Origin of the sequence: Streptomyces sp. CA-278952 (assembly GCF_028747205.1) — a bacterium.
Taxonomy (GTDB): domain Bacteria; phylum Actinomycetota; class Actinomycetes; order Streptomycetales; family Streptomycetaceae; genus Streptomyces.
This window is the reverse complement of record NZ_CP112880.1, coordinates 8,001,464-8,028,125: the sequence shown is the minus strand read 5'-3', so window position 1 is coordinate 8,028,125 and position 26,662 is coordinate 8,001,464. Positions and strand designations below refer to the sequence as shown.

The following is a 26,662-nucleotide window of genomic DNA, read 5'->3' as shown; positions in this document are numbered from 1 at the left end:
CCCGGGGCGGGCGCGCTCGGGGGGCGTCCGGCGGGTGGACTCAGAGGGCGTCCGGCTGGTGGGCGCAGACGGTGAAGATGCCGCCGTGGGGGTCCCTGATCACCACTTCGGTTCCGTCGGCGGGCGAGTCCGCCAACGGTCCCACCGCACCGCCCGCCGCGCGGGCCGCCTCGGTGGCCGCTTCCAGGTCCGCGACCGGGAACCGGACGTGCCAGCGCGGGCGCAGCCGGGGGTCGGGCGAAGAGGCGTCGCCGCCTCCGCGCAGCGTGGCCACGGTGCGGCCGCCCTGCCGTACGACGACCGCGTCCTGTTCGTACGCGTAGCCGACCTCGCAGCCGCCGGGTTCCTCGGAGGCCCAGCCGAACACCTCGGCATAGAAGATCGCGCAGTCGAAGGCGTGGCTCGTCCGCAGTTCGATGGAGGCGGGCGGCTTGTCGCGGCCGAACGACCAGGGCGGGGTCCGGCCTTCCCAGAAGCCGAATCCGGCCCCTTCCCGGTCGGCGGCCACGGCCCCCCGCCCGGGGCCCAGCCGGATCGGGCCGACGGCGATGGTGCCACCCCGTTCCCGGACCCGGGCCGCTGTAGCGTCCGCGTCATCGACGGCGAAGTACGGGGTCCAGGAGACGGCGTTGGGCAGACCGGGGGCGATCCGGGCGATCCCCGCGACCGGCAGGGCGTCGAGGTGGGCGACGGTGAAGCCCTCGCCGAGGGTGCCGGAGCGGAAGGTCCACCCGAGGACGGTCCCGTAGAAGTCCTGGGCGGCCCGTACGTCCGGGGTCATGAGACTGACCCAGCACGGAACCCCGTGCACCGGGGTGCTCTGCTCTGCCGCGGTCATCGGGATCGTCTCCTCGTCCCCGGTGGTAGCCGCCGGACGCGGACGCCGGTCCGGCGGGTGAGCCTGCTGGTCACCGGCCGCCACAGGCCGGTGCGCTCCGTGGCGTCGGGCGTCCCTGGAACGGCACGCCTCCATACCTACGCCGCCGGGGTCGCCGCCGCCACCCGGGCCGCGTCCCGGAACGGTGTGGTGCACACACCCGGTGCGCACACCCGGACCGCCCCTGGGCGGGGATCGTGTGTCAGTGCCCGGTGGCAGACTGCCCCCATGACCGACTCGCGGCCGAAGGCTGATCTCCAGCACTATCTGCAGTCCGCTCGCGACGCCCTGCTCTGGAAGCTCGAAGGGCTCTCCGAGTACGACGTCCGGCGCCCTCTGACGCCGACCGGCACCAATCTCCTCGGACTGGTCAAGCACGCCGCCGGGGTGGAGCTGGGCTACTTCGGCGAGACGTTCCGTCGGCCGTTCGGCGAGACGCCGCCCGCCTTCGGGGACGACGCCGAGGCGAACCAGGACATGTGGGCGACCGCCGACGAGTCGCGCGAGGACATCCTCGCCCTCTACCGCCGGGTGGCGGAGCACGCGGACGCCACGATCGCCGAGCTGCCGCTCGACGCGGTCGGGCACGTCCGGTGGTGGCCCGGCGAGCGGAGCCGCGTGACGCTGCACCAGATCCTGATCCATGTGATCGCCGACCTCCAGCGGCACGCGGGCCACGCCGACATCGTCCGGGAGCTCGTCGACGGGACGGTCGGACTGCGGTCCGGCACCGACAACATGCCGCCGGGCGACCGCGCCTGGTGGGAGGGGTACCGGCAGCGACTGGAGCAGGTGGCGCGGGAGGCCGGGTAGCCGTTCCTCCCCCGGTTCCGTCGCCCGTTCAGCGTCCGGCGAGCGCCGCGGGTTCGCCGAGCCGGTGTGCGGCGGTGCGCCAGGCCGCGGTGACGGCTTCTCGGGCCGTGGCGGTCGCCGCCCCGACATCCGGCGGGAGACGCAGCGGGGCGCCGACGTGGACGTGGAGCCGGGGGCGGCGAGCCGGAGCGGTGAGGAGCCCGGAGATCTGCTTGACGCACGAACCCGAAGTCACGCGGCGGGCTCCCGCCTGGCCGAGCGGGACGACGGGCGCTCCGGACACGTGAGCGAGACGGGCCAGGCCGCTGCGGAAGCCCTCCGGCGGAGCCTCCGCCGCGTCCGTGCGGCAGGGCAGCCGTCCTTCGCCGTAGATGAGCAGCTGACGGCCGTCCCCGAGCGCGGCGGCCGCCGCGTCGAGGGCGGCCGCGGCCCGGTCGGTGTTCCGGTGCACGGGCACGTGGCCGCCGCGTTCCAGGAGCCGGCCGAGGACCGGTATGCGCCACAGCCCCGCGGTGGCCATGACGACGGGTTCGACGCCGAGGCGCAGCAGTGCGGCAAGGACGATGCCCGGGTCGGCCAGGGAGGTGTGGTTGGCGACGATGATACTGCCGGCGGCCGGAGCCGTGGCGTGGTCGGACGTGACCGTGAGTCGTCCGAGCGAGGGGACGACGGCGGCGGCGATGCGGCTGAGCACGGTTCTCCCGGGGTTCGGCGGGCGGGGCCGTCGTGGTGACGGCGGTGCGGGCTCCGCCTCTCCCGGCCTCGCCCGCCACACCCTCATCGTCGTGGCGGCCGGGGCGCGGGGCCTGAGTGCCGGTACTCAGGCCCCCTGGTCGATCGCCCCCGGATCGGGACGTCCCGGGCTGCCGGGACGCCCCGGACCGTGTGCCGTACCGGTTCAGAGGGCGAGCCACACCGCCGTGTCCCGGGGCAGCCGGCCTTCGGCGTCCAGGGGGCCGCTGGTGAGGAGGACCCCGGTGGGGGCGGGGAGCCGCGCGGGTTCCTCGTCGAGGTTGACGGCGCAGACCAGGCCCTCACCGCGGGCGAACATCAGGAGGCCGGGCTTCTCGCTCAGCCAGCGCAGCGGTTCGGTGTGCAGCGCTGTCAGAGTGCGCCGCAGCCGCAGGGCCTCGCGGTAGAGGGCCAGCATGGAGTGGGGGTCCTGTGCCTGGAGGTCGGCCGCGCGGCCCGGCCAGTCGGCGGGGAGCGGGAGCCAGGGTTCGACGGTGGAGCCGAAACCGGCGAACGGTTCGCCGGCCGCCCAGGGCAGCGGGGTGCGGCAGCCGTCGCGGCCGGGGGCCCGGCCCTGGGAGCGGAAGTACATGGGGTCCTGGATGCGGTCCAGCGGTACGTCGGCCTCGGGCAGGCCCAGTTCCTCGCCCTGGAAGAGGTAGACGGAGCCGGGCAGGGCGAGCGAGAGGAGGGCGGCGGCGCGGGCGCGGCGGGTGCCCAGCTCCAGGTCGCTGGGGACGCCGAACGCCTTGGCCGTGAAGGCGAAACCGGTGTCCTCGCGGCCGTAGCGGGTGACGGTGCGGGTGACGTCGTGGTTGCAGAGGACCCAGGTGGCGGGCGCGCCGACGGGGGCGTGTTCGGCGAGGGTCTCGTCGATGGCGCGGCGCAGCAGTGCGCCGTCCCAGGGGCAGCTGAGGAAAGTGAAGTTGAAGGCGGTGTGCAGTTCGTCGGGGCGGAGGTAGCGGGCGAAGCGCTCCGAGTCGGGCAGCCACACCTCGCCGACGAAGATGCCGCCGAAGGTGTCGGCAATGGCCCGCCAGCCCCGGTAGATGTCGTGCAGCTCGTCCCGGTCGATGTACGGGTGGGGCCCCGGGTGCCCGTCGAGGTCCGGGAGCGCCGGGTCCTTGGCGACGAGGGCGGCGGAGTCGATGCGCACCCCGGCGACGCCGCGTTCGAACCAGAAGCGCAGGACGTCCTCGTGCTCCTGGCGTACGGCCGGGTGCGCCCAGTTGAGGTCGGGCTGTTCGGTGGCGAAGAGGTGGAGGTACCACTCGCCGTCCTCGACACGGGTCCAGGGCACCCCGCCGAACTCGCTCTCCCAGTCGTTGGGGGGCAGTTCGCCGTGTTCGCCGCGGCCGGAACGGAAGTGGAAGAGTTCGCGCTCCGCGCTGCCGGGGCCCGCCGCCAGGGCGGCCTTGAACCAGACGTGCTGGTCGGAGACGTGGTTGGGAACGATGTCGATGATGGTCCGGATCCCCGCCTCGCGGGCTTCCGCGATGAGCTTCTCGGCTTCCGCGAGGTCGCCGAAGGAGGGGTCGATGGCCCGGTAGTCGGCCACGTCGTACCCGCCGTCCGCCATCGGGGACAGATACCACGGGGTGAACCACAGGGCGTCGACGCCGAGTTCGGCCAGGTAGGGCAGCCGGGACCGTACGCCCGTCAGATCGCCGGTGCCGTCGCCGTCGCCGTCGGCGAAGCTGCGGACGTAGACCTGGTAAATGACGGCCGAGCGCCACCAGTCGTCGGCGGCAAGCTGGCTGCCTTCCATAAGGCGGGTTCCTTTCGGGCGGGGCGCGGTCGCCGGCGGGGTGTGGGCCGGTCCGCGCAACAGAGGGCGGGAGGTTCTGACGCCGCCGCCCCGGAGCGGGGCGGGAAGGCCGGGGGCGGCGGCGGGTCCGGGTGGGCGGCACAGGTGGTGCCGTCCGGCGCGGTCAGCCTTTTGTGCTGCCGGCGCTGATTCCGGCGATGATGTGCCGCTGGAAGACCAGGAACATGAGGACCATCGGGATGCTCGCGATGACCATGGCCCCGATCAGGACGGTCAGCGGGACGTTCTGCGAGAGCTGCACCAGTGCCACGCTGATCGGCTGCTTGTCGGTGTCGGAGAAGACCATCAGGGGCCAGAGGAAGTCCTGCCACACGGCGACCAGCGCGAAGATCGACACGACGCCGAGGACGGGTCTCGACAGGGGCAGGACGATGGACCACAGGGTGCGGAGCTTGCCCGCCCCGTCGATCTCGGCGGCTTCCAGGACGTCGCGCGGGATCTGGTCGAAAAACCGTTTGAGCAGGTAGAGGTTGAAGGCGTTCGCGACGGCCGGCAGCCAGATGGCCAGCGGATCGTTCAGCAGGTTGACGTGGATCAGCGGCATGTCCGCGATGGTGAGGTACTTCGGTACGACGAGGGCCTGCACGGGGACCATGAGGGTGGCGAGGATGCCGCCGAGGATGATGTTGCCGAAGGCGGGCTTGAGCTTGGACAGGGCGTAGGCGGCGGCCGTGCAGAAGACGATCTGGAGCACCCAGGCGCCGGTCGCCTGGACGACCGTGTTCCACAGGTGGGTCGGCAGCCGCATGAGGTCCCAGGCGTCGGTGTAGCCGCTCACCCGCCACTGCTCGGGGACGAGGGTGGGCGGGGTGCGCACCACTTCCTCGGGCGGTTTCATCGCGCCCGTGACCATCCAGTAGACGGGGAAGAGGAACGCGAACGCGAAGAGCAGGACGACGAGGGTGAACACCGACCAGTAGGCGACCTTGCCGCGGCGTCCGGCGAGTGCCAGCGGCGAGATGACGGTACGTGACGACCGCTCGGCCGGGGCGTCGCCGGACTTCCTGGCGCGGACGGTGGGCGGTTTCTGTACCGGGGGCGGAGCTGTCTGTGTCATGGCGGGCGACGCTCCTCTCAGTCGGTGCGGGTGAGTCGCAGATACAGGGCGGAGAAGGCGCTGAGCACCAGCAGGAGCATCACGCTGAGGGCGGACGCGCCGCCGAAGTCGTTGTAGAGGAAGGCGTACTTGTAGATCAGGTAGAGCACCGTGACGGTGGAGTTCTCCGGGCCGCCGCCGGTGATGACGAACGGTTCGGTGAACACCTGCATCGTCGCGATGACCTGGAGGAGCATCAGCATCAGGATGATGAAGCGGGTCTGCGGGATCGTGACGTGCCGGACGCGCTGCCAGACGGACGCGCCGTCCAGCTCGGCGGCCTCGTACAGCTCGCCGGGAATGCCCTGGAGGGCGGCGAGGTAGATGAGGACGGTGCCGCCCATGTTGGCCCAGGTGGCGACGGCGACGAGCGAGACGAGCGCGGTGTCGGCGCCGTTGGTCCAGTTCGACGTCGGCAGGTGGAGGAAGCCGAGCACCTCGTTGGCCAGGCCCGCGCCCGGATCGTAGAACCACTTCCACAGCAGGGCACTGACCACCGGCGGGATCATCACGGGAAGGTAGACGACGACCCGGAAGAAGGCTTTGGCGTGCCGCAGTTCGTTGAGGACGAGGGCCATGACGAACGGGATGGCGAACCCGATGACCAGGGCGAGCACGGTGAAGGTGAGGGTGTTGCGCCAGGCGGCGGCGAACTCGGGGTCCTGGAAGACGCGGGAGAAGTTCGCGGTGCCGACCCATTCGGGGTCGGAGCCGGGGGTGTACTTCTGGAACGCGATGATCACCGACCGGACGGCCGGGTACCAGGAGAACAGGATGAAGCAGAGCAGGCCGCCGATCAGGAACCCGTAGGCGGTGGCCTGGTCGGCGATCTTCCTGCGCAGCGGGCCGAGGGGCCCGCGGCCCGCCCTGCTCGCGTCTCCCGGGGGAGGCGTCGTGCCGGCGGACCGCGGCCTCGCGGGCGGTGCGGGTGGGGACGTGGTCTTCATGCCTCTCTCAGCCCCGGGCCAGGATTCCGTCGATCTTGGACTGGGCGTCCTCCAGCAGGGCGTCGATGTCCGCGTCCTTCTTCGTCAGGACCGCCGAGACGGCGCCGTCGAGGACCGCGTAGATCTGCTGGCCGTGCTTGGGCTCCAGCTTCATGTCGAGCTGCTGGCCGCCGTCGATGAAGGCCCGGTAGTTCTCGACCGGGACGTTGGCGGACGCCTTCTTCAGCTCCTGGTCCTTGGCGTCGGTCGCGCCGGTGAACAGGCGCGGCTCGGGCAGACCGACCGGGGACTTGTCCTCGGCGGCGCGGGCGTAGTTGTTCATGAAGCCCTGGCCCGGGGTGAGGAAGGTCCACTCCAGCCACTTGAGGCCGGCCTTGATCTGCTCCGGGGAGGCCTTCTTGTTGAACATGTAGCCGTCGCCGCCCATGAGGGTGCCCTTGCCGCCGGGCATCGGGGCGAAGGCGAGGTCCTCGTACGCGCCGCCGGCCTCCTTGACGATGCGCGGGACGTTGTCGGGCGCGGCCAGGTACATGCCGAGCTTGCCGGAGCCCATCATCTGGAGGGTGTCGTTGATGATGAGCAGCTGCTTGGCGCCCATGGAGTTGTCGCGCCAGCGCATGTCCTTGAGGTTCTGCAGGACGGCCTTGCCCTCGGGGGTGTCGACCGTGGCCTTCTTGCCGTCCTCGCTGACGACCGCGCCGCCCTGGGAGTAGATCGAGGCGGTGAAGTGCCACCCGCCCTGGTTCTGGGCGCTGTACTCGGCGAAGCCGACGGTGCCGTCGCCGAGGGCGGCGATCTTCTTGGCCGCGGCCTGGACCTCTTCCCAGGTGGCCGGCGGCTTGTCCGGATCGAGACCGGCCTTGACGAAGAGCGGCTTGCTGTAGAGCAGGCCCATGGAGTAGTTGGTGCGCGGGATGCCGTAGATCTTGCCGTCGACGGTGTAGGCGTCGCGCAGGGGCTGGGCTATGTCCTTGTACGCCTTGAGGTCCTTGACGTACTCGGTGATGTCCGCGGCCTGGTTGATGGAGACGACGCGCTCGGTGTCGGTGAAGTACGTGTAGAAGACGTCTTCCATCTGGCCGCCGGCCAGCTTCGCGTCGAAAGTCTTGGGGTCCTGGCAGGGGAAGGCGTCGTGCGCGGTGACGTCGATGTCGGGGTTCTGCTTCTCGAACGTCTTGACGTCCTCGTCGAACCGCTTGTGGTCGATCTTCGCACTCGGCTGGGGCCAGCAGTTGACCGTGATGCGCGTCTTGCCGTCCGCGGCACTGTCACTCTCGGAACTGCAGGCGGCCAGGCCGGTGATGGTCAGTGCGGCGGCGACGGCGGTGACGCAGGTACGACGAAGAACAGAACTTCTCATCGGTGGACCCCTCTAGGGCAGGAGTGCGGGAAGCCCACAGCCCCGAGCTGTGCGGCGAGCCACACTCAACCACCGCCGACGAATGTCCGCAAGATGTCACGTTGATTTCGTAAATCTTTGACAGCCCTTGCCCGCTACGGGCCCCACAGACGGACGAAACCGCGAGAACCATGGAGGCGGAACCCCGCACGAGAGGCCCCCGGTGGGCCGCGGGCGCTGCGCGGGACCGTGACAGGGCCGGGCCGTCGCCCACACGGAAGCGGACGGACGGCCCGAGCCCCGGAGCGTGGGAGGTGCGGCAGTCCCCGGCGGTGACGTACGGCGGGGCGCATGACGCCCGCGAGGGATGCCCACGAGCGCGGGTAGGGGCGAGAGGGCGTGGGCCACCATGGGAAACGGGCGAGGAACCGCCCGGTGGGCGGAGGCCCGGCCGGCGACGCGCACGGTGTCTGCCCTGTGCCCCATCGCCCCTCGACGGCCGGCTGGGAGCGCTCTCCACGCGACTGTGTGGACCGCTCACCGAAGCACGGCCGCCGGACGGTCGCGACGGGGTGGGCCGGGGGCCGCGGTGGCATCGGGCGCGATGTCGGACGCCCGGCCTACCGCAGCCTCACCCGCTTTCACTGACGACGACTCTTCAGCAAACCATCGCGTCACGAACGCAAGAATATGGCAATAGTTGCAGGACGTTTATCGTCCCGTGATGGACATGGCCGCCGCAAGGCGGCTGCGACCGGGAGTTCCGGCCTATGGGCCCCGCGAGGCCCTAGCGTGCTGCGGCGGCCGTCCGCACCGTGCCGAAGTCAATGGCTCGGTCGGCCTCGCGCAGCACCTCTTCGGCCACTCTGCGCACTTCGGCGGGCACATCGCCGTGCTCCTCCACGAGGCCGGCGTAGATCGGTGCTTCGGTGCTGTCTGCGGAACTCATACGATTTTTTCCCCGGGGGTCTGGTGCGAAAAGCCCCTGCCGGTCGGCGGAGGCGGGGGCGAGTGTACGTGGTGGGTGGCGGCGGCCGCGATTCCATTCCGGCGCGCGGACCCTGTCGCACCTGCTGGAACAACGCCCCGCCCCGTCCTCGGAGAGCGCGGGCGGCGGCTCTGTCACCGCCTGCGACGGTCGGCACCGAGGTGCTGTACGGGAAAGCCCGCGCGGGCGGCGAGCCCGGTCAGCTCGTCGGCACGGGCCGCCCGCAGGCCCACCACCGGATAGCAGTCGGATGCGATGTCGAGGACGGCCGGCGCCGCACCGATCTCCCGGTAACGGCGTCCGCAGGCGTGCAGGAACTTCGCGGTCGGCAGGAGCGTCTCCTCGGCCTCGAAGAGCACCCACGGATCAACGGAGGGCCTCGATTCCAGCTTCCGCAGCTGGGCCCGGATCTCCTGCGCGTCCTCCTTCCAGTCGAACTCCGCGAGCAGACCGTGTGCGCCGAGCGCGTCGATGAGCGCGATCCAGGCGAGGTTCTCCACCGGCTCGTCGATCCCCCGCCCCTCCAGGCGGTCCCCGAAGGCGCTCACGTAGTCGTGCGGGCTGTCGTGGGCGCGCAGCGCCTCCTCGGCCACGGCGGGGTGCGCAGGGGCGAGCAGTGAGGCGATCGCGGCCAGGGCCGCGCGGATCGCGTCGGCGTCGTGCGGGTCGGACGTGGCGTGCACTCCTCAAGGGCGTCTGAGAGCACCGGAAGGCGCGGGGCGGGACCGGGAGGCGGGGCGCCGGGCTGGGACGGCCGCCGGGGCGCGGGGTCGGGACGTGCTCTAGGCCGTCTCCGCCGAGCGCCGCCGCCGGGCCTCGGGCAGGGGCCGGTGGCCCTCGGTCCACTCGTTGACCCAGCCGCAGCCCGAACAGGCGTACCGCCCGTCGAGACCCGCGATCAGGGTGCCGCAACGCGCGCATCCGATGTAGGTGATCTCCGGGTGCTCCGTGGCCGCTTCGTCCGGGGAGCGCCCCTCCGGGCGCGGCGAGGCCGTCATCGTCGGGCGTCCGTTCCCGCGGCGTCCAGCAGGATGCGGGCGAGCTCGGCCGGCTGCGAGAACATCGGCCAGTGGCCGGTGTCCATCGTGACCAGCCGCCACCGCTCGCCCGCCAGCAGCTCGGCCACCTCGGGGCTCGGCTCGGGCCAGTCGAGCAGGCATTTGACGTAGGTCGCGGGCAGCAGGCCCAGGGGACGGGCCAGAACGGCGGGATCGGTGAGCGTGGCGCCGGGGTGGGGGGTCGAGCCGTCGAGGAACCGGGCGAGCTGTTCCTCGGTGAGGCCCTGGTCCGCGCAGTCGGCAGCGGCCGGCGGCGGCCAGAAGCCCCCGTTGGCGGCGATGGCGGCCTCGACGCCGGCCCGGCCGTCCGGCCAGCCGGAGACGAAGGACTCGCCGTCGGCCGGAACGCTGGAGTCGACGAACACGACGCGGGCGAGCCGGTCGCCGATCCGCTCGGCAGCCTGCCCGACCGGAATGCCCGCGTAGCTGTGGCCGACCAGCACCACGTCACGCAGGTCCGGACGCTCGACCGCGTCGACGATGTCCTGGACGTGGGTCTGCTGCCCGGCCGCCGCTTCCTGTCTGTCCGCGAGGCCCGAAAGGGTCAGCGGGTGGACCCCGTGACCGGCCGCGCGCAGGCCGGGCTCCACGTCGCGCCACGCCCACGAGCCGAGCCAGGCCCCTGCCACCAGTACGAATTGCGTCATGCGAGCAACGTAGCGCAGGGGTACGACAGAGCCTCCCGGTCGACGTTCCGTCAGCCGACGTTCCGTCAGCCGACGGCGCTTCACTGTCTTCGCAGCACCGGATCGGGGGGCGGGACGCAGGCACACCACCCCTTTCGATCCAGGTCACTTGCCCATCGAACAGGATGCATTGTCGGCCGTTTCTGACTGCTTTTCGCTATGAACAGAGGCAGTGTGCCGCGGCGAGGCAGGATGTCCCCGTGATGGGCAACCTCCCCGTCGTGACGACCAGCTTCGTCGGACGCGACAACGAACTGGTCGGCGTCGAACGGGCACTTCGAGAGCATCGGCTGGTCACGCTCACCGGCCCCGGCGGGGTCGGCAAGAGCCGACTCGCCCTGCGCACCGCCGAGCGTGCCCGGGACCGCTACGCCGACGGCGTCTGGTGGGCCGACCTCTCCCATCTGCACGACGAGCAACTGCTCGCCACCACGGTCTGCGACGGCGTCGGGCTTCTGGACCACAGCCCCCGCCGGCCCGTGGCCGCGCTCGCTGAATGGCTGTCCGGTCGGCGGCTGCTCCTCGTTCTCGACTGCTGCGAGCGGATCGTCGGCCCCTGCGGGCAGCTCGTGACCGAACTGCTCGCCTCGGCCCCGGGGCTGACGGTCCTGACCACCAGCAGGGAGCCGCTGGGCGCGGCGCACGAGAAGTGCGTCGAGGTGCCCCCGCTCTCCTCGGGCGACGACGGTGACGAGGCCGTCCGGCTCTTCCACGAGCGCGCGGCCGCCGTCGCCCCGGCCCTCTCCCTCGACACCCCCGGGAGCGCGGCCGCCGTCGCCGAGATCTGTCGTCGGCTCGACGGCATACCGCTCGCCGTCGAACTCGCCTGCGCCCAGCTCCGCGAGAGCAGCGCGCAGGAGATCACCGGACGGCTGGCCTCCCGTATGGAGGAGCTCACCGACGACACCGTCTGGCCCCGCCGCCACCGGGCCCTGCGCACCACCATCGGCTGGAGCCACGAGCTCTGCGCACCGCTGGAGCGGCTGTTGTGGGCGCGGCTCTCCGTCTTCCGCGGCGTCATCACCACTCCGGACGCGGAGGCGGTGTGCGCCGGCGGACCGCTGGACGCCGTGGCCATCGCCCCGGCCCTGGAACGGCTGGCCGACCAGTCCGTGCTCCGGCGGACCGGAGACGGCTACCGCATGCTGGACACGCTGCGCGAGTACGGGGCGATGTGGCTGGCCGAGCTGGCGGAGGACGCGCTCCTCGCGGACCGGCACGCCCGGCACTTCGCCCATGTCGCCGTCCAGGCGTACGCGGGCTGGCTCGGGCCGTCGCAGGTCCTCTGGTACCACCGGATCGCCGACACCCACGCGGACCTGTGCGCGGCCCTGGACCATCTGCTGGCCGAGGACCCGGAGATGGCGATGGAGATGGCCGGGTGCGCGGGACTCTTCTGGAGCTGCTGCGGCCATCTGCACCAGGCCCGTACGTATCTGGAGCGGGTACTCGCCCTGCCCCTCTCCGCCGGTCCTCACCGCACCCGGGCACTGTGGGCCCTGGGTATCACGCTGACCCTGCAGGGCGACCACGAGGCGGCGCGCCGCACCGGCGAGGAGTGCCGGCACGCCGCACACCGCGACGAGGGCCCGGAGGCGGTGCTGCTCGCGGCCCACTCCATGAGCTTCACGTACCTGATGATGGGTCAGCCGCTCACCGCGTACGCCGTCAGCGACGGCGCGCTGAGCCACCATGACGGCGACCCCGCCGACGCTCCCTCACAGCTGCGCTGCCGGGTGATACGCCTGTTCGCCCTGTCCGCGCTCGGCCGACTCGACGAGGCGTACGAGGAGGCCATGCGGCTCCAGCGGATCAGCCTGCGGTTCGGCGAGCACTGGGCACGGGCGTACGCCGATCACCAACTCGCCCTCATCCACCTGCTCCAGGGCCGCCCCCGTCATGCCGAGAGCCACGCGCGCGCGATGCTCGCGAGCAAGCACGAGCTCCACGACAGCCTCGGCATAGCGCTCGGCCTCGATCTGCTCGCCGGATCCATCGCCGCCCAGGGGAACGGAGTGGCCGCGGCCCGTGCCTCCGGTACCGGACACACGTACTGGCGCATGATCGGCCACCCCCACCGGGGCACCCCGGAACTCGGGGCGATCCGCGAGCAGTGGGAACTCCGGGCCCGGCAGGTCGCGGGCGACTCGGCGTACGAGAAGGCCTACCAGGCTGCCTCGGCCGACGACGCCGAACGCGGTCTGGCCCACGCCCTGGAGCGCGGACATCCCGGATAGCCCGAGCCGCCCGGACCCCGGATGCAGGATGCAGGTGCTGGACACCGAACACCCCGACGGGACACCACTTAGCATCCCCGTATGACGTCCATCAACAGGCTCCGTCCCGACCACGCCGAGGCTCTGCTCGCCTTCGAGCGAGAGAACCGGGCCTACTTCGCCGCGTCCATTCCCGACCGGGGCGACGACTACTTCGCCGCGTTCGCCGAGCGGCACCGTGAGCTGCTCGCCGACCAGGACGCGGGGCTGCTCCACTTCCACGTCATCGAGGACGACGACGGCGGCGTCCTGGGCCGGATCAACCTCGTCGAGGTGCGGGAGGGTTCGGCCGAGCTGGGCTATCGCATAGCGGAGAAGGCCGCGGGACGCGGGCTGGCCACCTGGGCGGTCCAGCAGGTCTGCGTCCTGGCGGTCCGGGAGTACGGGCTCACCGAACTGCGCGCGGAGACGACGCTGGACAACACGGGATCGCGCGCGGTGCTGGCGCGGTCGGGGTTCGAGCCGCTGGAGGACGTCATGTTCGGCGACCGTCCCGGGCGGCGGTACGTCCTGGAGCTGAGCGGGGGCGCTCCCCCGGCCCACTGAGCGGCACGGCTGAAGGAAGCGGGGGCCGGTAGCGGTCGGGTGACCGGCGCTGCCCGGTGTCGGCGGTGTGGCGGGGATCGGCCGGATGGTCCACCTCGGGGGCAAGCCTCGTCCGGCCGCCCGATGCTGGGGCTCGCGGGTGCGGACGCCACCGCTCCGCCCGACGCCCACCGCCTCCAGGAGGCCCCGTGTCCGTACCTTCTCGCCCTGATGCCCCGCTCCCCCGCCCCCGTAGTCGGTCCCGGCGGCGAAGAGCCGTCGTCGCGGCCCTGGCGGCCGCATCGCTCGCCGGGCTCATGTCCGGCCCGGCCCACGCAGGCGGGGACGGCGGCGACGGCCCGCACGGGCCGGTCGACCCCGAGCTGCGGCGGGGGCTCCAGGCGCTCGTGGACACTCCGGGAGGGCCGCCCGGCGCCATCGCCGTCCTCACGGCGGGCGACCGGAGCGAGGTGTACCGGGCGGGTACGTCGCAGCTCGGTACCGGGCGTCCGCCCAGGACCACCGACCACATGCGGATCGCCAGCACGGCGAAGGCCTTCAGCGGCTCGGTCGCCCTGCAACTGGCCGAGCGGGGCGCCCTCCGACTCGACGACACACTCGGCCGGCGGCTGCCCCGGCTCCCCGCCGCCTGGCACCGGGTGACGCTCCGCCAGCTCCTCAACCACACCAGCGGGCTGCCCGACTACACCGAGGCCCCGACCTTCATCGCCGAGCTGACGGCCGACCCACGCCGACGCTTCGACTCGCGCCGCCTGCTGGACTACGTCGCCGGGGACCCGCTGCGGTTCGAGCCGGGCTCGGCGTACCACTACTCCAACTCCGACAACATCGCCGTGGCGCTGATGGCCGAGGCAGTCACCGGACAGCGGTACGAGAAGCTCCTCGCCGAGTTCGTGTACCGGCCGCTCGCCCTGCGCGACACCAGCCTCCCGCAGGGCTACCGGCTGCCCGAACCCTATCTGCACGGCTATGCGGTGGACCCTCCGGACGCACCCGAGGACGTCAGCACGGTACTCGGCGCGTCGGGCGTGTGGGCGTCGGGCGGCATCGTCTCCACCCCCCGGGACCTGGGGGCCTTCATCCGCGGCTACGCCGGAGGGCTGGGCCTCGGCCCCGAGGTCCGCCGGCAGCAGCTGTCCTTCGTGGAAGGCAGCTCCGAACCGGCCGGCCCGGGGCGCAACAGGGCCGGTCTCGCGGTGTTCTCGTACACGACGCGCTGCGGCACCGTGTACGGCCACACCGGTAACTTCCCCGGCTACACGCAGTTCGCCGCGGGGACCAAGGACGGCAAACGATCGCTGACCGTCTCCCTCACCTCCCAGGTGAACAGCTCGACGAACCCCCGGCTGCTGGCCGGGCTCCGCGAACTCCAGGAAGACTTCGTCTGCCGGCTGCTCGACCGCCGGAAGCCGGGAACCGCGCACGAGAGGCCATAGAAACGGAAGGGGTACGCCGGGCCTCCGGCGTACCCCTTCGCGGGTCAGACGGGGCGGCGGTCAGTCGTTGTCGGTCTCCTCGCGGACGATGGTGTCGTTCTTGGCGTCCACGTCGAAGGTCGTCTTCTTCCAGTCCGAGCCGACCACGTCGACCTGCCAGACGACGCCGCCACCCTCGTTGTCGTCGAGGCCGACGGAGGTCACCGTCCCCTTCTTCTTCTCGGTGGCGACCTTGGCGGCCTGCTGCGGGGTCTGGGTGGCCTGGGCGAGCCGGTCGGCCGTCTGCTTCTTGTCGTCCGCGTCCTGATCCGCGTCGACCCGGGCCTCGATCACCTTGCCGTCGACCGCGTTGATCCGGACGGTGTGGACCGTGCCGTCCTTCTCCGCGACCTCCGCGACCCAGACCGGGCCCTCGGAGCCCGGGCTCGCGCTCGGGCTGGACGTGCCGGTTCCGCTCGGGCTCGCGGTGCCGGTCGGGCTGGCCGAACCGGTCGGACTGGCGGAACCCGTGGGGCTGCCGGATCCCGTCGGGCTGGGGCTCTGGTCGTTGTCGTCGTCGTCCACACCCTCCAGGTCCAGATCGACCAGCTTGCCCCCGGCCACCTCGCCGGCGGCGGTGGTGGCGGCGTCGTCGAAGGTGACCTTCGTGGCGTCGAGCACCTTCTTCCGCTCCTGCTGGTCCTCGGTCAGCTGGGCACTGGCCGAGGGCGACGTCGTCTGCTTCTGCGGGACGACCTTCGCGGCTTCGGAGGTGGCCGCACTCGTCGCGCTGTCCGAGCTCTGACCGCATCCGGTCATCAGAACGGCCGTGGCGGCGGCCATGCCGAGGGCGCCGACCGTCTTGAGGGTGCGGGAACGGGAGGAGGCACTGTTCATTCGTCGAGGCTCAAGTCTCATGCACGCATGCCTAGCCCTCCGGGCCACCGGTCATGTTGTCCTACCGGGGAGTCACCCGATCGACCGGCCGGGTCCGCCCGTTGGCCGTCGCTCCCCGGGCGGTGCGCGCCGAGGTGCGGAACAATGGCGGCAGGGCCGTATTCTCCGCGCCCGGCCCGGAGGCCGTCATGGATCACATGGTGCACACCGAGTGTTACGAACTCATCTTCGAGCTGTCCGGAGCCGCGGACGACGTGGTCCGCGTACGGCTCACCGACCGGCTGGGGGCCGGCGGGTTCCCGGTGTACGAGGACGAGACGGGGATCGTGCGCGCCGAGATCAGCGACCGGGGCGAGGTCCGCATGCTCGCCAGCGGCGGCCACCAGGTCCCCGGCACTCCCCTGCTGGCCCGCCCCCTGAGCGAGGACACACCCCCAACGCCGTGACCGAACCCGCGGGGCGGGGCGCACCGTGCACGGTGCGCCCCGCCCCGCGATGCGCGCGCACCACGTCCGCGCGCGAGCTCACTCTTCCGTTCATGCCCACTCCTCGCCCGATTGTGTTTACAATCCCGCACCTCGGACGTAACCTGAGCACGAAACCACAGACTCGGGCATGAAACGGAAACGAAACCACATGTACGCACCGGAGCGTCAGCAGGAGATCCTCCGCCTCGCCCAGGAGAGCGGGCGGGTCGACGTGCTGTCCCTGGCCGAGGAGTTCCAGGTGACGGCCGAGACCGTCCGGCGCGACCTCAAGACCCTGGACCGGGCGGGGCTGCTGCGCCGGGTGCACGGTGGGGCGATCCCCGTCGGGCGGCTCGACTTCGAGCCCGACCTCGCCGAACGCGACGCCGTCGCCGCCGACGAGAAGGACCGCATCGCCCAGGCCGCCCTCGCCGAACTGCCCGCCGACGGCAATGTGATCGTGGACGCCGGGACGACGACCGCACGGCTCGCCGCCGCCGTACCGGTCGACGCGACGCTGACCGTGGTGACGCATGCCCTGCCGGTGGCCGCCCGTCTCGCCGACCACCCCGGCATCGCGCTGCATCTGGTGGGCGGCCGGGTCCGGCACCGCACCCGCGCGGCGGTCGACGCCTGGGCGCTGGGTTCGTACGCCGAGATCAACGCCGACGTGGTCTTCCTCGCCACCAACGGCTTCTCCCCCGACAGCGGCCTGACCACGCCCGACCTCGCCGAGGCCGCGGTGAAGCGGGCCGTGATCAAGGCGGCCCGCCGGGTCGTCCTGCTCGCCGACTCCGGCAAGTTCGGTCAGGAGCACTTCGCCCGCTTCGGCGATCTCACCGACGTGGACCTGCTCATCACCGACACGGGCCTCAGCCCCGACGACGCCCGCTCCATCGAGAGCCGGGGCACGGAAGTAGTACGCGCATGATCCTCACCGTCACCCCCAACCCCAGCCTGGACCGCACCTACGAGCTGCCCGGGCTGACCCGCGGCAGCGTGCTGCGTGCCACGGCGGACCGTGTCGATCCGGGCGGCAAGGGAGTCAACGTCTCCCGCGCGGTCGCGGCGGCGGGACACCGCACCCTCGCCGTCGCCCCGATGGGCGGCCCGGAGGGCGCGCTGCTCACCCGGCTGCTCGGCGACCTGGGCATCGAGGCGGTCGGCGTGCCGATCGCCGGGAACACCCGGATCAACGTCACACTCGTCGAACCCGACGGCACCCTTACCAAGGTCAACGCGGCGGGCCCCGAGCTGAGTCCGGCCGAGGCGGAGGACGTCCTGGAAGCGGTACGGGGCCACTCGGCCGCCGCCGACTGGGTCGCCTGCTGCGGGAGCCTGCCGCGCGGACTGCCGCCGCAGTGGTACGCGGAGCTGGTCGAGCGGAGCCACCGGGCCGGCGCGCGGATCGCGCTGGACACCTCCGGAGCGGCGCTGACCGCAGCCCTGGACCGGGGGCCGGACGTGATCAAGCCCAATGCCCAAGAGCTCGCCGAGGCCGTCGGCCGGCCGCTCGCCACGGTGGGCGACGCGCTGAAGGCCGCCGAGGAGCTGCGGGAGCGCGGGGCCAGGTCGGTGCTGGCGAGCCTGGGCGCCGACGGGCAGTTGCTCGTCGAGGCGTCGGGTGCGTACTTCGCCACCGCGCCGGTCGCCGCTGTGCGCAGCAATGTCGGCGCCGGGGACGCCTCCCTGGCCGGTTTTCTGGCAGCGGGCGGGCAGGGCCCGGAAGCTCTCACCTCGGCCGTCGCCCACGGTGCCGCGGCCGTGCAGCTGGCCGGAAGCCTCATGCCCACCCCGGCCGACCTGGATCTCCCGTCGGTCGTGACGACGTCCGACGTGCCGCTGGACCGCGCGCTGACGGAGCCCGCTCCATGACCCCGTACCGCCATCACCGTCCCCCGTACCGCCATTCGCCGCCGCAATTCCCACAACTCCCCTACAGGCCCCACCTGTACGAGTCCGCCGCCCCGTCCCCCCGAGCCGCCGCCCGGCGGTCCCCGAGCAAGGAGCACCGCGATGAGTGAGCTGATCACCGCGGAACTGGTCGACCTCGATCTGTCCGCCAACACGAAGGACGCCGCCGCGAGGTCGCTCGCCGAGCGGATGGTGGCCGCGCACCGCGTCACCGATCTCGAAGGCTTCCTGGCCGACGTCGCCGCCCGAGAGGCGCAGATGCCGACCGGCCTCGACGGCGGCATCGGCATCCCGCACTGCCGCAGCGAACACGTGAGCGCCCCGACGCTGGCCTTCGGGCGCAGCGGGGCGGGCATCGACTTCGGGGCGGCCGACGGTCCGGCCGACCTGATCTTCCTCATCGCGGCCCCGGCCGGGGCCGACGACGACCACCTCACCATCCTGTCGGGCCTGGCCCGCAGGCTGATGGACGCGGAGTTCACCGCCGCCCTGCGCGCCGGAACGGATCCGCGGACGGTGGCCGCGCTGATCCGGGGCGAGGAGCCGCCGAAGGAGAGCCAGGAGCAGGAACAGGAGCAGGAACAGGCGAAGACGGAGACGGAGACGGAAGCCGCAGTAGCCGCCGCGAGCACCCCCTTCCGGATCGTCGCCGTCACCTCCTGCCCCACCGGCATCGCCCACACCTACATGGCGGCCGAGTCCCTGGCCGCGGCGGGCCGCGCCGAGGGGGTCGAGGTGACCGTGGAGACCCAGGGTTCGGCCGGCTTCAAGAAGCTGGACCCCGCCGTCGTCGCGGCGGCGGACGCCGTGATCTGGGCGCACGACGTGGAGGTCCGGGAGAAGTCCCGCTTCCGCGGCAAGCCGCTGGTCGACGTCGGGGTCAAAGCGGGCATCAACCGGCCCGCCGAGCTGATCGCCGAGGCCCGCCGCAAGGCGGAGCGCGGGGAGATCGCCGCCGTGTCCGAGGACGGCGGCGGCGCGGACACCGGGGGCGGGCAGGAATCCTCTGCGGATCACGCGCACTTCGGCGTCCGGCTCCGTACGTATCTGATGTCCGGCGTGAGCTACATGGTGCCGTTCGTCGCGGCGGGCGGTCTTCTGATCGCCCTGTCGTTCGCCATCGGCGGCTACGAGATAGCGAGCGCCAAGTCGGTCGCCGACCACTTCGTCTGGGGTGAGGCGGACAGCTGGGCCGCGCTGCTCAACCAGATCGGCTCGGCGGCCTTCGGGTTCCTGGTCCCGGTGCTGGCCGGGTACATCGCGTACGGGATGGCGGACCGGCCGGCGCTGGTGCCCGGGTTCGTCGGCGGGGCCATCGCGCTCACGGTGAACGCCGGATTCCTCGGAGGTCTGGTCGCCGGCCTGCTGGCCGGTGCGGTGGTGATGGCCATCCAGCGGGTCCCGGTCCACGCGACCCTGCGCGGCATCATGCCGGTCCTGGTGATCCCCCTGATCGCGTCGGCGACCGTGGGGTTCCTGATGTTCATCGTGGTGGGCAAGCCCATCGCCTCACTGCAGAACGCGCTCACGGACTGGCTGAACGGACTGTCGGGCTCCAACGCGGTGATCCTCGGCGTCGTTCTCGGGCTGATGATGTGCTTCGACATGGGCGGCCCGCTGAACAAGGTGGCGTACGCCTTCGCGGTCGGCGGTCTCGCCGACCCGACGCCGGGCAGCCTCAAGGTGATGGCCGCGGTCATGGCGGCCGGGATGGTGCCGCCGCTGGCGATGGCGCTGGCCACCACCGTACGCAAGAGGCTGTTCACGAAGACGGAGCGCGAGAACGGCCGGGCGGCCTGGGTGCTGGGCGCCTCGTTCATCACGGAGGGCGCGATCCCGTTCGCCGCCGCCGATCCGCTGCGGGTCATTCCGTCGGTGATGGCGGGCGGCGCGGTCACCGGCGCCCTGTCGATGGCTTTCGGCGCGACCCTGCGCGCTCCGCACGGCGGCGTCTTCGTCGTCCCGCTGATCGGCGAGCCGTTCCTCTATCTGCTCGCCATCGCCGCCGGGACGCTGGTGGCGACCGCGCTCGTCGTCCTGCTCAAGGGTGCGCGGAGGGCGGCGCCGGAGGCTGCCGGTGACGCGGGGCCCGCGAGCCCCGACGGCTCCCGGGTCACCGTCGCCGCCTGAACTTCACACACACGCCCCTCCCGAACACCTCTTCCCTCAGGAGTGATCCATGCACCGGCAGACCGTCGCCATAGCCTCCCGCAGCGGGCTCCACGCCCGTCCGGCGTCCCTGTTCGTCCAGGCCGCCGCCCGTCAGCCGGTCAAGGTGACCATCGCCCGTGAGGGTCGCGACCCGGTCGAGGCCCGCAGCATGCTGGCGGTGCTGGCCCTGGCCGCCACGCACGGCGAGACCGTGGAGCTCAGCGCCGAGGGCGACGGAGCGCGGGCGGCGATCGAGGAGCTGGCCGAGCTGCTCGCGCGGGATCTCGACGCCACCTGACCCCCGGCCGACGACGGTGCGATCCGTACCACCGGCGACTGCCGGGTCGTTAGGTTGGGACACGTGATCGAGACGTGGAACACCGCCGACCCGGCCGTCCTGGCCCTCCCCTCCGGACGGCTCGTACGCGGCCGGGGACTGCGCAGGCCCTTGCCGGCAGGCCCCGAACCGGACTTCGCCGTCTACCTCCTCGGGCGTACCCCGCCCCCGGTCGCCTGGGAGTCCAGGTGGCTGCGGTGGCCGGACTTCCGGCTCCCGGCGGACCGGGCGGCGGCCCGGGAGCTCCTCCACGAGGTGTGGGAGCGGTCCGCCGGGACGCGGGTCGAGGTGGCGTGCGGCGGCGGAATGGGCCGCACCGGCACGGCGCTGGCCTGCCTCGCCGTCCTGGACGGGGTGCCCGCCGACGAGGCGGTGGCGTTCGTGCGCGACGGCTATCACCCGCGGGCGGTGGAGACGCCCTGGCAGCGCCGCTACGTACGGAACTTCGCGCAGCGCTGAGGGACAGCCCTCAGCGAGTTGCGGGGCCCCGGGGCTTGTCGGGCACGTTGTCGAAGGTTCCCGGCACCGGCAGGGTGCTCCAGCGGCCGACCGGCCAGGCGATGACGACAGCCCTGCCGACGACCTCGTCGACCGGGACCATCCCCTGGTTCGGGTCGTCCTGGTGGTAGCGGGAGTCCGCGGAGGCCTGTCGGTGGTCCCCCATCACCCAGATCTTGCCTTCGGGCACGGTGACCTTGAACCGGCCGCCGTCCTCGTCGTTGCTGCAAGGGGTGTTGCCCGGGAAGACGTACGGCTCGTCCAGGGCGGTGCCGTTGACCTTCACCGGCCCGTCGCCCTCGCACTCGACCGTGTCGCCTCCGACGCCGATGACCCGCTTGATGAGGTCCTTCTCCTCGGCGGAGGGCATCACGCCGACGAAGCTCAGGACCTTCTGCACGGTGTTGGGCGGGTCCACGGGCACGCCCGCGAGCCAGTTGGACGGGTCGTGGAAGACGATCACCTCACCGCGCTCCGGCTCCGATCCGAACCAGGGGGTCAGCTTGTCCACGAGGACCCGGTCGCCCCGCTGAAGGGTGTTCTGCATGGAGTCCGAGGGAATGGAGAAGGCCTGCACCAGGAACGTCTTGATGAGCAGCGCCAGCACCAGGGCGACGCCGATGAGGAGCGGCAGCTCCACCCAGAACGGCCGGTTCTTCCGTGTCCTCGACCGCTGTGTGCCTGCCCGCCCCATGTGCACCGCTCCTCGCCCGTGTACCGCGCGCCCGTCCCTGGGGGAACGGATCCGGTGATCCACTCTATGGGGCGCGGTGAGCGGTGGGCGACGTCAGACGGGTCCCGCGCCGACCGGAGGGACCGTCGCGCCCTCGCCGGCGCGGACGGCTTCGACCACGCTCTGGTGGAAGGTGCGGCTCTCCTCCTCGGAGGGGCACGGCACGGGGCTGCCGGTGAGCGTGAACCAGTCCGACGACCCGCTGTACTGCACGGCCACCGACGCCTGTCCGTCGGACCAGGTCGTATGCACGGTGAGATCGCCGCTCAGGATGCCCGCTTCTTCGGTGCGCACCCCACCGGTTCCCGCGAAGACACCACTGGTCGTCCAAGATGCCCAGCTCATGTCGGTCACCTCTCGGACGATGGCAAGCCTGTCCAGCCGACTTCTTCCGAGTATGGCACCGCCGCTGGGACTGCGCACGGGTGTGCGCGGGCCCCGTTCCGCCGCTGCTCCGGTCACCGGTTTTCAGGCGCGTTCCAGCATCCCTCGGACGTAGGCGGCCTGGCCCGCGTGCTGGAGATCCTCGGCGATGACGCTGATCAGCCGGACACCGAGCGTCACCGGGGGCGACCAGTCCTCGTCGACGATCCGGTCGAGGGCGTGGCCCTCCAGCCCGGCGACGAATTCCAGGGTCCGCTCGTGCACGGCGTCGAAGTAGCCGAGGAGGGAATCGGCGGAGTCCACGCGGACGGCGGCGACCTCGTCGGTGCTGTGCCCGTAGCCGGTGGCCGCCTCGTCGAACGGCAGTCCGAAGATGTCCGCCCAGCCTTCGGTGTGCCAGATCTGTCCGGTTCCGGCGGCCTCGGCGATGTGGTCGTCCTGGACGCGGGTGAGATGCCAGACCAGCCAGGAGATGGAGTTCGCCCCCGCGTCGACGCGGGCGTTGAGGTCGTCGGGCGTGAGTCCTTCGACCGCCGCGTGGACCGCTTCCCCGACCCGGTCGAACGCTTCGGCCAGCATGCCTGCTGTATTCATGCGTCCACCTTCGCCGGAGGAGCCCGTTGCTCCCGGGTGCGACACACCGCCGGGTCGGCGGTGACGTCCGCGACGCGTTCACGGACCGGCTGGCCTCCCACGACATGGGCAGGCACTGCCTGCGCTTCCGCGATCCGCGGAGGATCGACTTCACGCTCGTCCGCGACCTGCTCCGGGCGACGGCGGCGACCCGCGGCACGGCCTGCTGACCCGGGGGCCCCTGGCCCGGTGTCGCTCAGCGCGGGCCGTGCAGCCAGTCGGTCAGCAGGCGGTTGACCTCGTCGGGGCGTTCCTGCTGGATCCAGTGGCCGCAGCCTTCGAGGATGTGGGCGGCGGACAGGCCGGGGAGCGTCCGCGGGTAGGCGTCGATGGCGTCGGACATCCATGTGGTGGAGGCGTCAAGGGCGCCGCCGATGAAGATCGAGGGCTGGGTGACGGGTGCTCCGTCCCAGGCTGCGAGGTCCTCCCAGTCCCGGTCGACGTTGCGGTAGCGGTTGAGGGCGCCGGTCAGACCGGTGCGTTCGAACTCCTCGGCGTAGACGTCGAGGTCCCGTTCCTCGAGCCAGCCGGGGAGCGCGCCGACGGGGAAGCGGTCGGCCATGCGCGCGCCCGGCGGTACGAAGAAGAGACCGGGGTGGCCTGCGGGGGCGGTGATGTCTCCGGAGAGTCCCGCGTAGAAGCCGGCGAGCCAGCCGCGTACGTCCGGCTCGATCTCCGCCTCGGCGCGGCCGGGGGTCTGGAAGTAGCTGACGTAGAACTCCTCCTCGCCTCCGACGCCTGCGAAACCGTCGGTGGGGCGGGGGCCTCCCCGGGGCGCGTACGGGACGCTCAGCAGCGCGACCGCCGTGAAGACGTCCGGGCGGAGCAGGGCGCTGTTCGCTGCGATGGGCGAGCCCCAGTCGTGTCCGACGACCGTGGCGGTCTCCTCGCCGAGGGCGTGGACGACGGCCGTGTTGTCGGCGACGTGGGCGAGCATGCGGTAGGCGTCGGTGGCGGCGGGTGCGGAGGAACGCCCGTATCCGCGTACGTCGATGGCGACGGCACGGTGCCCCGCTGCGGCCAGGGCGGGGAGCTGGTGGCGCCAGGAGTACCAGGACTCGGGGAAGCCGTGGACCAGGAGCACGAGGGGGCCCGTGCCCTGTTCGACGCAGTGGATCCGGCCGCCGGGGACGTCGACCATCCGGTGCGTCGCGCCGGGCAGGAGGGCGGAGGGTCGGGCGGCACGGTCTGCGGAACGCGCGGACGGCGTGGTTACGGGGGTGGGCTCCGGCATGGCTCCTCCTCGGGCGCCCCGTGCGGGCGGGGCGGTCGTGTCGCTTCGGCGGGCGGCCGGGCCGGGGCCCGGCCGCCCGGTCACGATCATTCGGCCGGTGTGACCGCACGGACAAGGTTGTTTGCCGTTCCGGCAAAACAACGGGTGCGGGGACCGGCTTCAGACGAGCAGGCTCAGCAGGTGCGCGCAGGCGGTGGCCTCGTCCGGGTGCCGGGCGACGACTTCGTATGTTCCGCGCTCGAAGGCCCCGGTCTCCCAGTCTCCGTCCCCGCCGCGCCGGACGAAGAGGAAGTCCGGCGGGGTGGGAACGGGCTCGTGGACGCCCTCGATCCGGTAGTAGCCGCCGGGGATCCGTGCCTCGACGAGTGCCGCGTGCAAGGACCGGCGGTCCATGGCGGGTTACGCGCCCGCGGGCGTCAGGTAGGCGTTGTCCAGCAGCCACTTCACGTTGAGCCGCTGCCCCGCGCCCGGGTCGAGGAACACGGCGTCGAGCTTGATCTGCTGGCCGCCGCCGGGCTGCTCGAACCACGGGGCGATGCCGCCCTGCCAGACCCAGAAGGGCTTGGCGACCTTGTAGACCCGGTAGTCGCAAGGGGTGGCCGCGTCACGGGTGTTCAGGTTCTGCGGGGGCAGGGCACGCTCGGCGTAGGCGTCACCCGCCGGGGCGAGGTAGCCGCCGTACTCCGAGCCGAAGCGGTCCAGGCGCTGGCCGGCGCGGAGCTTCACGGGCTCCTTGTCGATCTCGCCGTTCACCTCGGCGAAGCCGTCGTTGGGCGGGTACTTCCAACTGCCGGTGTCCGCGGGCCCTTCCCAGTACTTCTTGAGGAAGTCGTTCGGCGTGAGGTCGCCGGTGCGCTGCCAGCCCTTCAGGAGCGGACCGACCGGGGCGAGCCGCTTGTTCGGCAGCCACTTGGGACCGAGGCGGGCGTCGCCGCGGAACTCTCCGGTGCAGACTTCATGACGCTCGGCGGCGGGCGCGGGCCGGGCGGGCCCCGGTGCGGCGCTCGCCGCCGGGGCGGAGATCAGTCCGGCGGTGATGCCGAGCGCGGCGAGTACGGTACGGATGCGGTGCATTCAGGAGTCCCCTCGAGCAGTGATGATCCATCAGGACAGCTGACGTAGGGTAACCGCTCGACTACCCGAGCCTTCCGCGCCATGCCGTTTTCCGGCCACCGCGAACAGCACCACGCCCCGGCCGCGACGATGCGCGACCGGGGCGTGGCGGACGGAGGGGCGTGGAGCCCGACCGATACGGCGTGCCTAGCCGACGTTGACGTCGATGCAGGCGTAGAAGGCGTTCGGGGTGTCCGCGATGTTCCAGACGGCGAGCACCTTCTGCCGGCCGGTCTTGTCGCCGAAGTCGACCTGGTGGGTCACGGTCGCGCCGGGTCGCGCGCCACCGTCGTCGAATTCGGCGATCTTCTCGCCGCCCGCGAAGTACTGCCAGGTGCTGGTCGAGTGGCGCGCGGTGAGCTTCCACTCGAACTGCTGGGAACGGTTCACCGGAGTGACCGACCAGCCCTTGGAGTCGTCGTCCAGGTCGGCGAAGCCGCTGTTTCCGCCGCTGCAACTGGTGAGCCCCTTGGGGCCCTCGACGCTCTGCGGTTCGTACGTGATCGCACCGCAGCTGACCGTGCCGGCGGCACACTGCGCCTGCCTGCTCGGCGGGTTGGAGATGTAGCCGTGGGCACTGGCGGAGCTCGCCGGAAGACTCAGGGCGAGGACCGGGGCGAGCAGGGCGCCGACGGCGAGTGCGGTCTTCCTTTTCGCGTGCATGTTTCTCCTTCACAGGAGACCGCACCGCGCGGTGGCGGGCCGTGGGGGGCCCGGCTTCGGCGGCGAGGCCTCGCGAGTGTGGGGCCAAGAGGCGCGAAGGGCTGCAAGTCCCTTGCCGGACAACCCTGATGGCGGGTGTCCGGAAAGGCCTTGCACTTGGACTAGACCATACCCACCGACGCGTTCACGTCAAGGGTGATCCGCAGTGGGCGGCCCGCTCCTCCGCGTCGCGCGGGCGGCCCACGCGGCCCGTATGACGCGATCACTCCTGGTCGTCGCCGTACCGGACCGTGACGCGCTCGAAGCCGAGGGAGCCGAGCAGCCCCTTCAGCATGTCGGCGGTGTTCTTCTCCGCGCGGGCGATCAGTTCGCTCTCCTTCGCCGCTCGTGAGATGTGGTGAACGGCGAGCTGGTTGACCGCCTGCTCACTGCCGGGATTGTCGGAGACGAGGTCGCCCAGCCGGTCGAGGAGACCGCGCTGTTTGGACACGGCGTAGGAGCGGTCGGGATCGAGGGCCGGTTTGCCCAGCACCGCGTGCGGCAGCCGGAGTTCGGCGGTGGTGCGGTCCTCGTTCACCACGACGCCGCTCCCGGTGACCTTGCCCAGGTCGACGGAGGCGCCGACCGTGCCCGCACCGACGAACAGGGTACGGGTGCCGCGCAGGGCGTCGGGAACGAACTTCGCGTCCTTCTCCAGATCGACGACGACCTGGAAGTTGCCCGAGGCGGCCTCGTACGCGCTCATGTCCTGGATCGACTTGAGCACGGCGGGGCCCGACCGGTCGTGGGTCTCCTCGCCGAAGAGGTCGTCGAGACCCGGCAGCAGGCTGAGCCTGCTGCCGGCGAACAGCAGGACCAGCACGGCCGCGGCGACGCCGAGGACCATCGGCCACCTACGGGAGCGGCGGATGTCGCGCGTTCTGTCGCCGTGCGGCGCGGGCTCTGTGGTTACGTCGCTGGACGTCATGTTCACCGTGTGACCCACGACCGGTGCTTTCAGTCCGGCTGCTCCCGGATCCCGGCAGAACTACCGTACA

General features: G+C 71.9%; 29 protein-coding genes and 1 pseudogene. 11 read left to right on the top strand and 19 right to left on the bottom strand.

Translation table 11 applies throughout. From position 1 onward, the window contains the following. Nucleotides 1–40 precede the first annotated feature (40 nt). Entirely contained in the window at nt 41–838 is a 798-nt protein-coding gene (locus tag N7925_RS35195) for a VOC family protein (protein WP_274346288.1), read from the bottom strand. Nucleotides 839–1,105: 267 nt separating this feature from the next. Between N7925_RS35195 and N7925_RS35190 the strand changes: the two genes are divergently transcribed. Then, nucleotides 1,106–1,690: a DinB family protein gene (locus N7925_RS35190; protein WP_274346287.1), complete on the top strand. Its 585-nt coding sequence runs from the start codon at nt 1,106–1,108 to the stop codon at nt 1,688–1,690. A 28-nt stretch (nt 1,691–1,718) separates the two neighbouring features. Here the strand turns inward: N7925_RS35190 and N7925_RS35185 are convergent, their stop codons facing one another. The 9 genes from N7925_RS35185 to N7925_RS35145 form a co-directional block, all read right to left on the bottom strand. Then, nucleotides 1,719–2,384 (bottom strand): lysophospholipid acyltransferase family protein, encoded by a 666-nt coding sequence (locus N7925_RS35185; RefSeq protein WP_274346286.1) that lies wholly within the window; start codon nt 2,382–2,384, stop codon nt 1,719–1,721. Between the two features lie 204 nt (nt 2,385–2,588). Next, a complete protein-coding gene (locus N7925_RS35180) occupies nt 2,589–4,190 on the bottom strand; it encodes a glycoside hydrolase family 13 protein (RefSeq protein WP_274346285.1) in 1,602 nt (533 codons plus the stop codon). A 163-nt stretch (nt 4,191–4,353) separates the two neighbouring features. Then, nucleotides 4,354–5,307, bottom strand: coding sequence for a carbohydrate ABC transporter permease (locus N7925_RS35175; protein WP_018956400.1), 954 nt, complete (start codon nt 5,305–5,307; stop codon nt 4,354–4,356). Between the two features lie 17 nt (nt 5,308–5,324). Continuing rightward, on the bottom strand, nt 5,325–6,293 hold the full coding sequence (locus tag N7925_RS35170; RefSeq protein ID WP_265603563.1) for a carbohydrate ABC transporter permease: 969 nt from the start codon (nt 6,291–6,293) through the stop codon (nt 5,325–5,327). 7 nt (nt 6,294–6,300) lie between these two features. Further along, nucleotides 6,301–7,653: an ABC transporter substrate-binding protein gene (locus tag N7925_RS35165; protein ID WP_265603562.1), complete on the bottom strand. Its 1,353-nt coding sequence runs from the start codon at nt 7,651–7,653 to the stop codon at nt 6,301–6,303. 766 nt (nt 7,654–8,419) lie between these two features. Next, nucleotides 8,420–8,581: a hypothetical protein gene (locus N7925_RS35160; RefSeq protein ID WP_018956403.1), complete on the bottom strand. Its 162-nt coding sequence runs from the start codon at nt 8,579–8,581 to the stop codon at nt 8,420–8,422. A gap of 173 nt (nt 8,582–8,754) precedes the next feature. After that, complete coding sequence (locus tag N7925_RS35155) at nt 8,755–9,303, bottom strand: DUF6630 family protein (protein WP_274346284.1); 549 nt, start codon at nt 9,301–9,303, stop codon at nt 8,755–8,757. A 99-nt stretch (nt 9,304–9,402) separates the two neighbouring features. Further along, a complete protein-coding gene (locus N7925_RS35150) occupies nt 9,403–9,618 on the bottom strand; it encodes a hypothetical protein (RefSeq protein ID WP_265603560.1) in 216 nt (71 codons plus the stop codon). Then, complete coding sequence (locus N7925_RS35145) at nt 9,615–10,325, bottom strand: alpha/beta fold hydrolase (RefSeq protein WP_274346283.1); 711 nt, start codon at nt 10,323–10,325, stop codon at nt 9,615–9,617. Before N7925_RS35145 ends, N7925_RS35150 begins: the two co-directional genes overlap by 4 nt. Before the next feature lie 242 nt (nt 10,326–10,567). On the opposite strand from N7925_RS35145, the gene N7925_RS35140 reads away from it, so the two are divergent. The 3 genes from N7925_RS35140 to N7925_RS35130 all read left to right on the top strand — a co-directional run bounded on the left by N7925_RS35140 (nt 10,568) and on the right by N7925_RS35130 (nt 14,622). Next, nucleotides 10,568–12,601, top strand: a complete 2,034-nt coding sequence (locus tag N7925_RS35140) for an ATP-binding protein (RefSeq protein ID WP_274346601.1) — start codon at nt 10,568–10,570, stop codon at nt 12,599–12,601. Nucleotides 12,602–12,682: 81 nt separating this feature from the next. After that, nucleotides 12,683–13,186 (top strand): GNAT family N-acetyltransferase, encoded by a 504-nt coding sequence (locus N7925_RS35135; RefSeq protein WP_265603558.1) that lies wholly within the window; start codon nt 12,683–12,685, stop codon nt 13,184–13,186. Between the two features lie 296 nt (nt 13,187–13,482). Beyond that, a complete protein-coding gene (locus tag N7925_RS35130) occupies nt 13,483–14,622 on the top strand; it encodes a serine hydrolase domain-containing protein (RefSeq protein ID WP_265604110.1) in 1,140 nt (379 codons plus the stop codon). A 60-nt stretch (nt 14,623–14,682) separates the two neighbouring features. Here N7925_RS35130 and N7925_RS35125 read toward each other — a convergent pair whose 3' ends face one another. Then, nucleotides 14,683–15,498: a PepSY domain-containing protein gene (locus tag N7925_RS35125; RefSeq protein ID WP_274346282.1), complete on the bottom strand. Its 816-nt coding sequence runs from the start codon at nt 15,496–15,498 to the stop codon at nt 14,683–14,685. 197 nt (nt 15,499–15,695) lie between these two features. On the opposite strand from N7925_RS35125, the gene N7925_RS35120 reads away from it, so the two are divergent. The 6 genes from N7925_RS35120 (at nt 15,696) to N7925_RS35095 (ending at nt 20,826) form a co-directional block, all read left to right on the top strand. After that, nucleotides 15,696–15,944 carry a DUF6296 family protein gene (locus N7925_RS35120; RefSeq protein WP_265604109.1) on the top strand — a complete coding sequence of 83 codons (249 nt, stop codon included), beginning with the start codon at nt 15,696–15,698 and terminating at the stop codon, nt 15,942–15,944. 190 nt (nt 15,945–16,134) lie between these two features. Beyond that, the gene (locus N7925_RS35115) at nt 16,135–16,896 is read left to right on the top strand and encodes a DeoR/GlpR family DNA-binding transcription regulator (protein WP_265604108.1); all 762 of its coding nucleotides are present in this window, start codon (nt 16,135–16,137) and stop codon (nt 16,894–16,896) included. Then, nucleotides 16,893–17,840 (top strand): 1-phosphofructokinase, encoded by a 948-nt coding sequence (pfkB, locus tag N7925_RS35110; protein ID WP_265603556.1) that lies wholly within the window; start codon nt 16,893–16,895, stop codon nt 17,838–17,840. Before N7925_RS35115 ends, pfkB begins: the two co-directional genes overlap by 4 nt. Before the next feature lie 141 nt (nt 17,841–17,981). After that, nucleotides 17,982–20,009 carry a PTS fructose transporter subunit IIABC gene (locus N7925_RS35105; protein ID WP_265603555.1) on the top strand — a complete coding sequence of 676 codons (2,028 nt, stop codon included), beginning with the start codon at nt 17,982–17,984 and terminating at the stop codon, nt 20,007–20,009. 49 nt (nt 20,010–20,058) lie between these two features. Next, nucleotides 20,059–20,328, top strand: coding sequence for an HPr family phosphocarrier protein (locus tag N7925_RS35100; protein ID WP_265603554.1), 270 nt, complete (start codon nt 20,059–20,061; stop codon nt 20,326–20,328). Nucleotides 20,329–20,391: 63 nt separating this feature from the next. After that, the gene (locus N7925_RS35095; protein ID WP_265603553.1) at nt 20,392–20,826 is read left to right on the top strand and encodes a protein-tyrosine phosphatase family protein; all 435 of its coding nucleotides are present in this window, start codon (nt 20,392–20,394) and stop codon (nt 20,824–20,826) included. 10 nt (nt 20,827–20,836) lie between these two features. On the opposite strand, the gene lepB is transcribed toward N7925_RS35095, so the two are convergent. The 3 genes from lepB to N7925_RS35080 form a co-directional block, all read right to left on the bottom strand. Beyond that, the gene (gene lepB, locus N7925_RS35090) at nt 20,837–21,559 is read right to left on the bottom strand and encodes a signal peptidase I (protein ID WP_265603552.1); all 723 of its coding nucleotides are present in this window, start codon (nt 21,557–21,559) and stop codon (nt 20,837–20,839) included. Between the two features lie 93 nt (nt 21,560–21,652). Further along, the gene (locus N7925_RS35085; RefSeq protein ID WP_026290270.1) at nt 21,653–21,943 is read right to left on the bottom strand and encodes a hypothetical protein; all 291 of its coding nucleotides are present in this window, start codon (nt 21,941–21,943) and stop codon (nt 21,653–21,655) included. A gap of 123 nt (nt 21,944–22,066) precedes the next feature. Beyond that, nucleotides 22,067–22,576 (bottom strand): mycothiol transferase, encoded by a 510-nt coding sequence (locus N7925_RS35080; RefSeq protein ID WP_265603551.1) that lies wholly within the window; start codon nt 22,574–22,576, stop codon nt 22,067–22,069. 62 nt (nt 22,577–22,638) lie between these two features. On the opposite strand from N7925_RS35080, the pseudogene N7925_RS35075 reads away from it, so the two are divergent. After that, nucleotides 22,639–22,785 (top strand): annotated as a pseudogene (locus N7925_RS35075) (DUF1801 domain-containing protein); the annotation flags it as partial. 26 nt (nt 22,786–22,811) lie between these two features. Here N7925_RS35075 and N7925_RS35070 read toward each other — a convergent pair. The 5 genes from N7925_RS35070 to N7925_RS35050 form a co-directional block, all read right to left on the bottom strand. Then, nucleotides 22,812–23,849, bottom strand: coding sequence for an alpha/beta fold hydrolase (locus N7925_RS35070; protein ID WP_265603550.1), 1,038 nt, complete (start codon nt 23,847–23,849; stop codon nt 22,812–22,814). 159 nt (nt 23,850–24,008) lie between these two features. Then, nucleotides 24,009–24,242 (bottom strand): hypothetical protein, encoded by a 234-nt coding sequence (locus N7925_RS35065; protein ID WP_265603549.1) that lies wholly within the window; start codon nt 24,240–24,242, stop codon nt 24,009–24,011. Between the two features lie 6 nt (nt 24,243–24,248). After that, a complete protein-coding gene (locus N7925_RS35060; protein WP_265603548.1) occupies nt 24,249–24,923 on the bottom strand; it encodes a TNT domain-containing protein in 675 nt (224 codons plus the stop codon). A 186-nt stretch (nt 24,924–25,109) separates the two neighbouring features. Then, on the bottom strand, nt 25,110–25,625 hold the full coding sequence (locus N7925_RS35055; protein ID WP_265603547.1) for a lytic polysaccharide monooxygenase auxiliary activity family 9 protein: 516 nt from the start codon (nt 25,623–25,625) through the stop codon (nt 25,110–25,112). Nucleotides 25,626–25,887: 262 nt separating this feature from the next. Beyond that, nucleotides 25,888–26,592 carry a DUF4230 domain-containing protein gene (locus tag N7925_RS35050; protein WP_265603546.1) on the bottom strand — a complete coding sequence of 235 codons (705 nt, stop codon included), beginning with the start codon at nt 26,590–26,592 and terminating at the stop codon, nt 25,888–25,890. Between the last annotated feature and the right edge of the window lie 70 nt (nt 26,593–26,662).

Excerpts from the sequence above, each read along its gene's own strand:
- N7925_RS35195 (WP_274346288.1), bottom strand. The coding sequence starts at position 838 with ATGACCGCGGCAGAGCAGAGCACCCCGGTGCACGGGGTTCCGTGCTGG.
- N7925_RS35190 (WP_274346287.1), top strand. The coding sequence starts at position 1,106 with ATGACCGACTCGCGGCCGAAGGCTGATCTCCAGCACTATCTGCAGTCC.
- N7925_RS35180 (WP_274346285.1), bottom strand. The coding sequence starts at position 4,190 with ATGGAAGGCAGCCAGCTTGCCGCCGACGACTGGTGGCGCTCGGCCGTC.
- N7925_RS35175 (WP_018956400.1), bottom strand. The coding sequence starts at position 5,307 with ATGACACAGACAGCTCCGCCCCCGGTACAGAAACCGCCCACCGTCCGC.
- N7925_RS35170 (WP_265603563.1), bottom strand. The coding sequence starts at position 6,293 with ATGAAGACCACGTCCCCACCCGCACCGCCCGCGAGGCCGCGGTCCGCC.
- N7925_RS35165 (WP_265603562.1), bottom strand. The coding sequence starts at position 7,653 with ATGAGAAGTTCTGTTCTTCGTCGTACCTGCGTCACCGCCGTCGCCGCC.
- N7925_RS35160 (WP_018956403.1), bottom strand. The coding sequence starts at position 8,581 with ATGAGTTCCGCAGACAGCACCGAAGCACCGATCTACGCCGGCCTCGTG.
- N7925_RS35150 (WP_265603560.1), bottom strand. The coding sequence starts at position 9,618 with ATGACGGCCTCGCCGCGCCCGGAGGGGCGCTCCCCGGACGAAGCGGCC.
- N7925_RS35145 (WP_274346283.1), bottom strand. The coding sequence starts at position 10,325 with ATGACGCAATTCGTACTGGTGGCAGGGGCCTGGCTCGGCTCGTGGGCG.
- N7925_RS35140 (WP_274346601.1), top strand. The coding sequence starts at position 10,568 with ATGGGCAACCTCCCCGTCGTGACGACCAGCTTCGTCGGACGCGACAAC.
- N7925_RS35135 (WP_265603558.1), top strand. The coding sequence starts at position 12,683 with ATGACGTCCATCAACAGGCTCCGTCCCGACCACGCCGAGGCTCTGCTC.
- N7925_RS35130 (WP_265604110.1), top strand. The coding sequence starts at position 13,483 with ATGTCCGGCCCGGCCCACGCAGGCGGGGACGGCGGCGACGGCCCGCAC.
- N7925_RS35125 (WP_274346282.1), bottom strand. The coding sequence starts at position 15,498 with ATGAACAGTGCCTCCTCCCGTTCCCGCACCCTCAAGACGGTCGGCGCC.
- N7925_RS35120 (WP_265604109.1), top strand. The coding sequence starts at position 15,696 with ATGGTGCACACCGAGTGTTACGAACTCATCTTCGAGCTGTCCGGAGCC.
- N7925_RS35115 (WP_265604108.1), top strand. The coding sequence starts at position 16,135 with ATGTACGCACCGGAGCGTCAGCAGGAGATCCTCCGCCTCGCCCAGGAG.
- pfkB (WP_265603556.1), top strand. The coding sequence starts at position 16,893 with ATGATCCTCACCGTCACCCCCAACCCCAGCCTGGACCGCACCTACGAG.
- N7925_RS35105 (WP_265603555.1), top strand. The coding sequence starts at position 17,982 with ATGAGTGAGCTGATCACCGCGGAACTGGTCGACCTCGATCTGTCCGCC.
- N7925_RS35100 (WP_265603554.1), top strand. The coding sequence starts at position 20,059 with ATGCACCGGCAGACCGTCGCCATAGCCTCCCGCAGCGGGCTCCACGCC.
- lepB (WP_265603552.1), bottom strand. The coding sequence starts at position 21,559 with ATGGGGCGGGCAGGCACACAGCGGTCGAGGACACGGAAGAACCGGCCG.
- N7925_RS35085 (WP_026290270.1), bottom strand. The coding sequence starts at position 21,943 with ATGAGCTGGGCATCTTGGACGACCAGTGGTGTCTTCGCGGGAACCGGT.
- N7925_RS35080 (WP_265603551.1), bottom strand. The coding sequence starts at position 22,576 with ATGAATACAGCAGGCATGCTGGCCGAAGCGTTCGACCGGGTCGGGGAA.
- N7925_RS35070 (WP_265603550.1), bottom strand. The coding sequence starts at position 23,849 with ATGCCGGAGCCCACCCCCGTAACCACGCCGTCCGCGCGTTCCGCAGAC.
- N7925_RS35065 (WP_265603549.1), bottom strand. The coding sequence starts at position 24,242 with ATGGACCGCCGGTCCTTGCACGCGGCACTCGTCGAGGCACGGATCCCC.
- N7925_RS35060 (WP_265603548.1), bottom strand. The coding sequence starts at position 24,923 with ATGCACCGCATCCGTACCGTACTCGCCGCGCTCGGCATCACCGCCGGA.
- N7925_RS35055 (WP_265603547.1), bottom strand. The coding sequence starts at position 25,625 with ATGCACGCGAAAAGGAAGACCGCACTCGCCGTCGGCGCCCTGCTCGCC.
- N7925_RS35050 (WP_265603546.1), bottom strand. The coding sequence starts at position 26,592 with ATGACGTCCAGCGACGTAACCACAGAGCCCGCGCCGCACGGCGACAGA.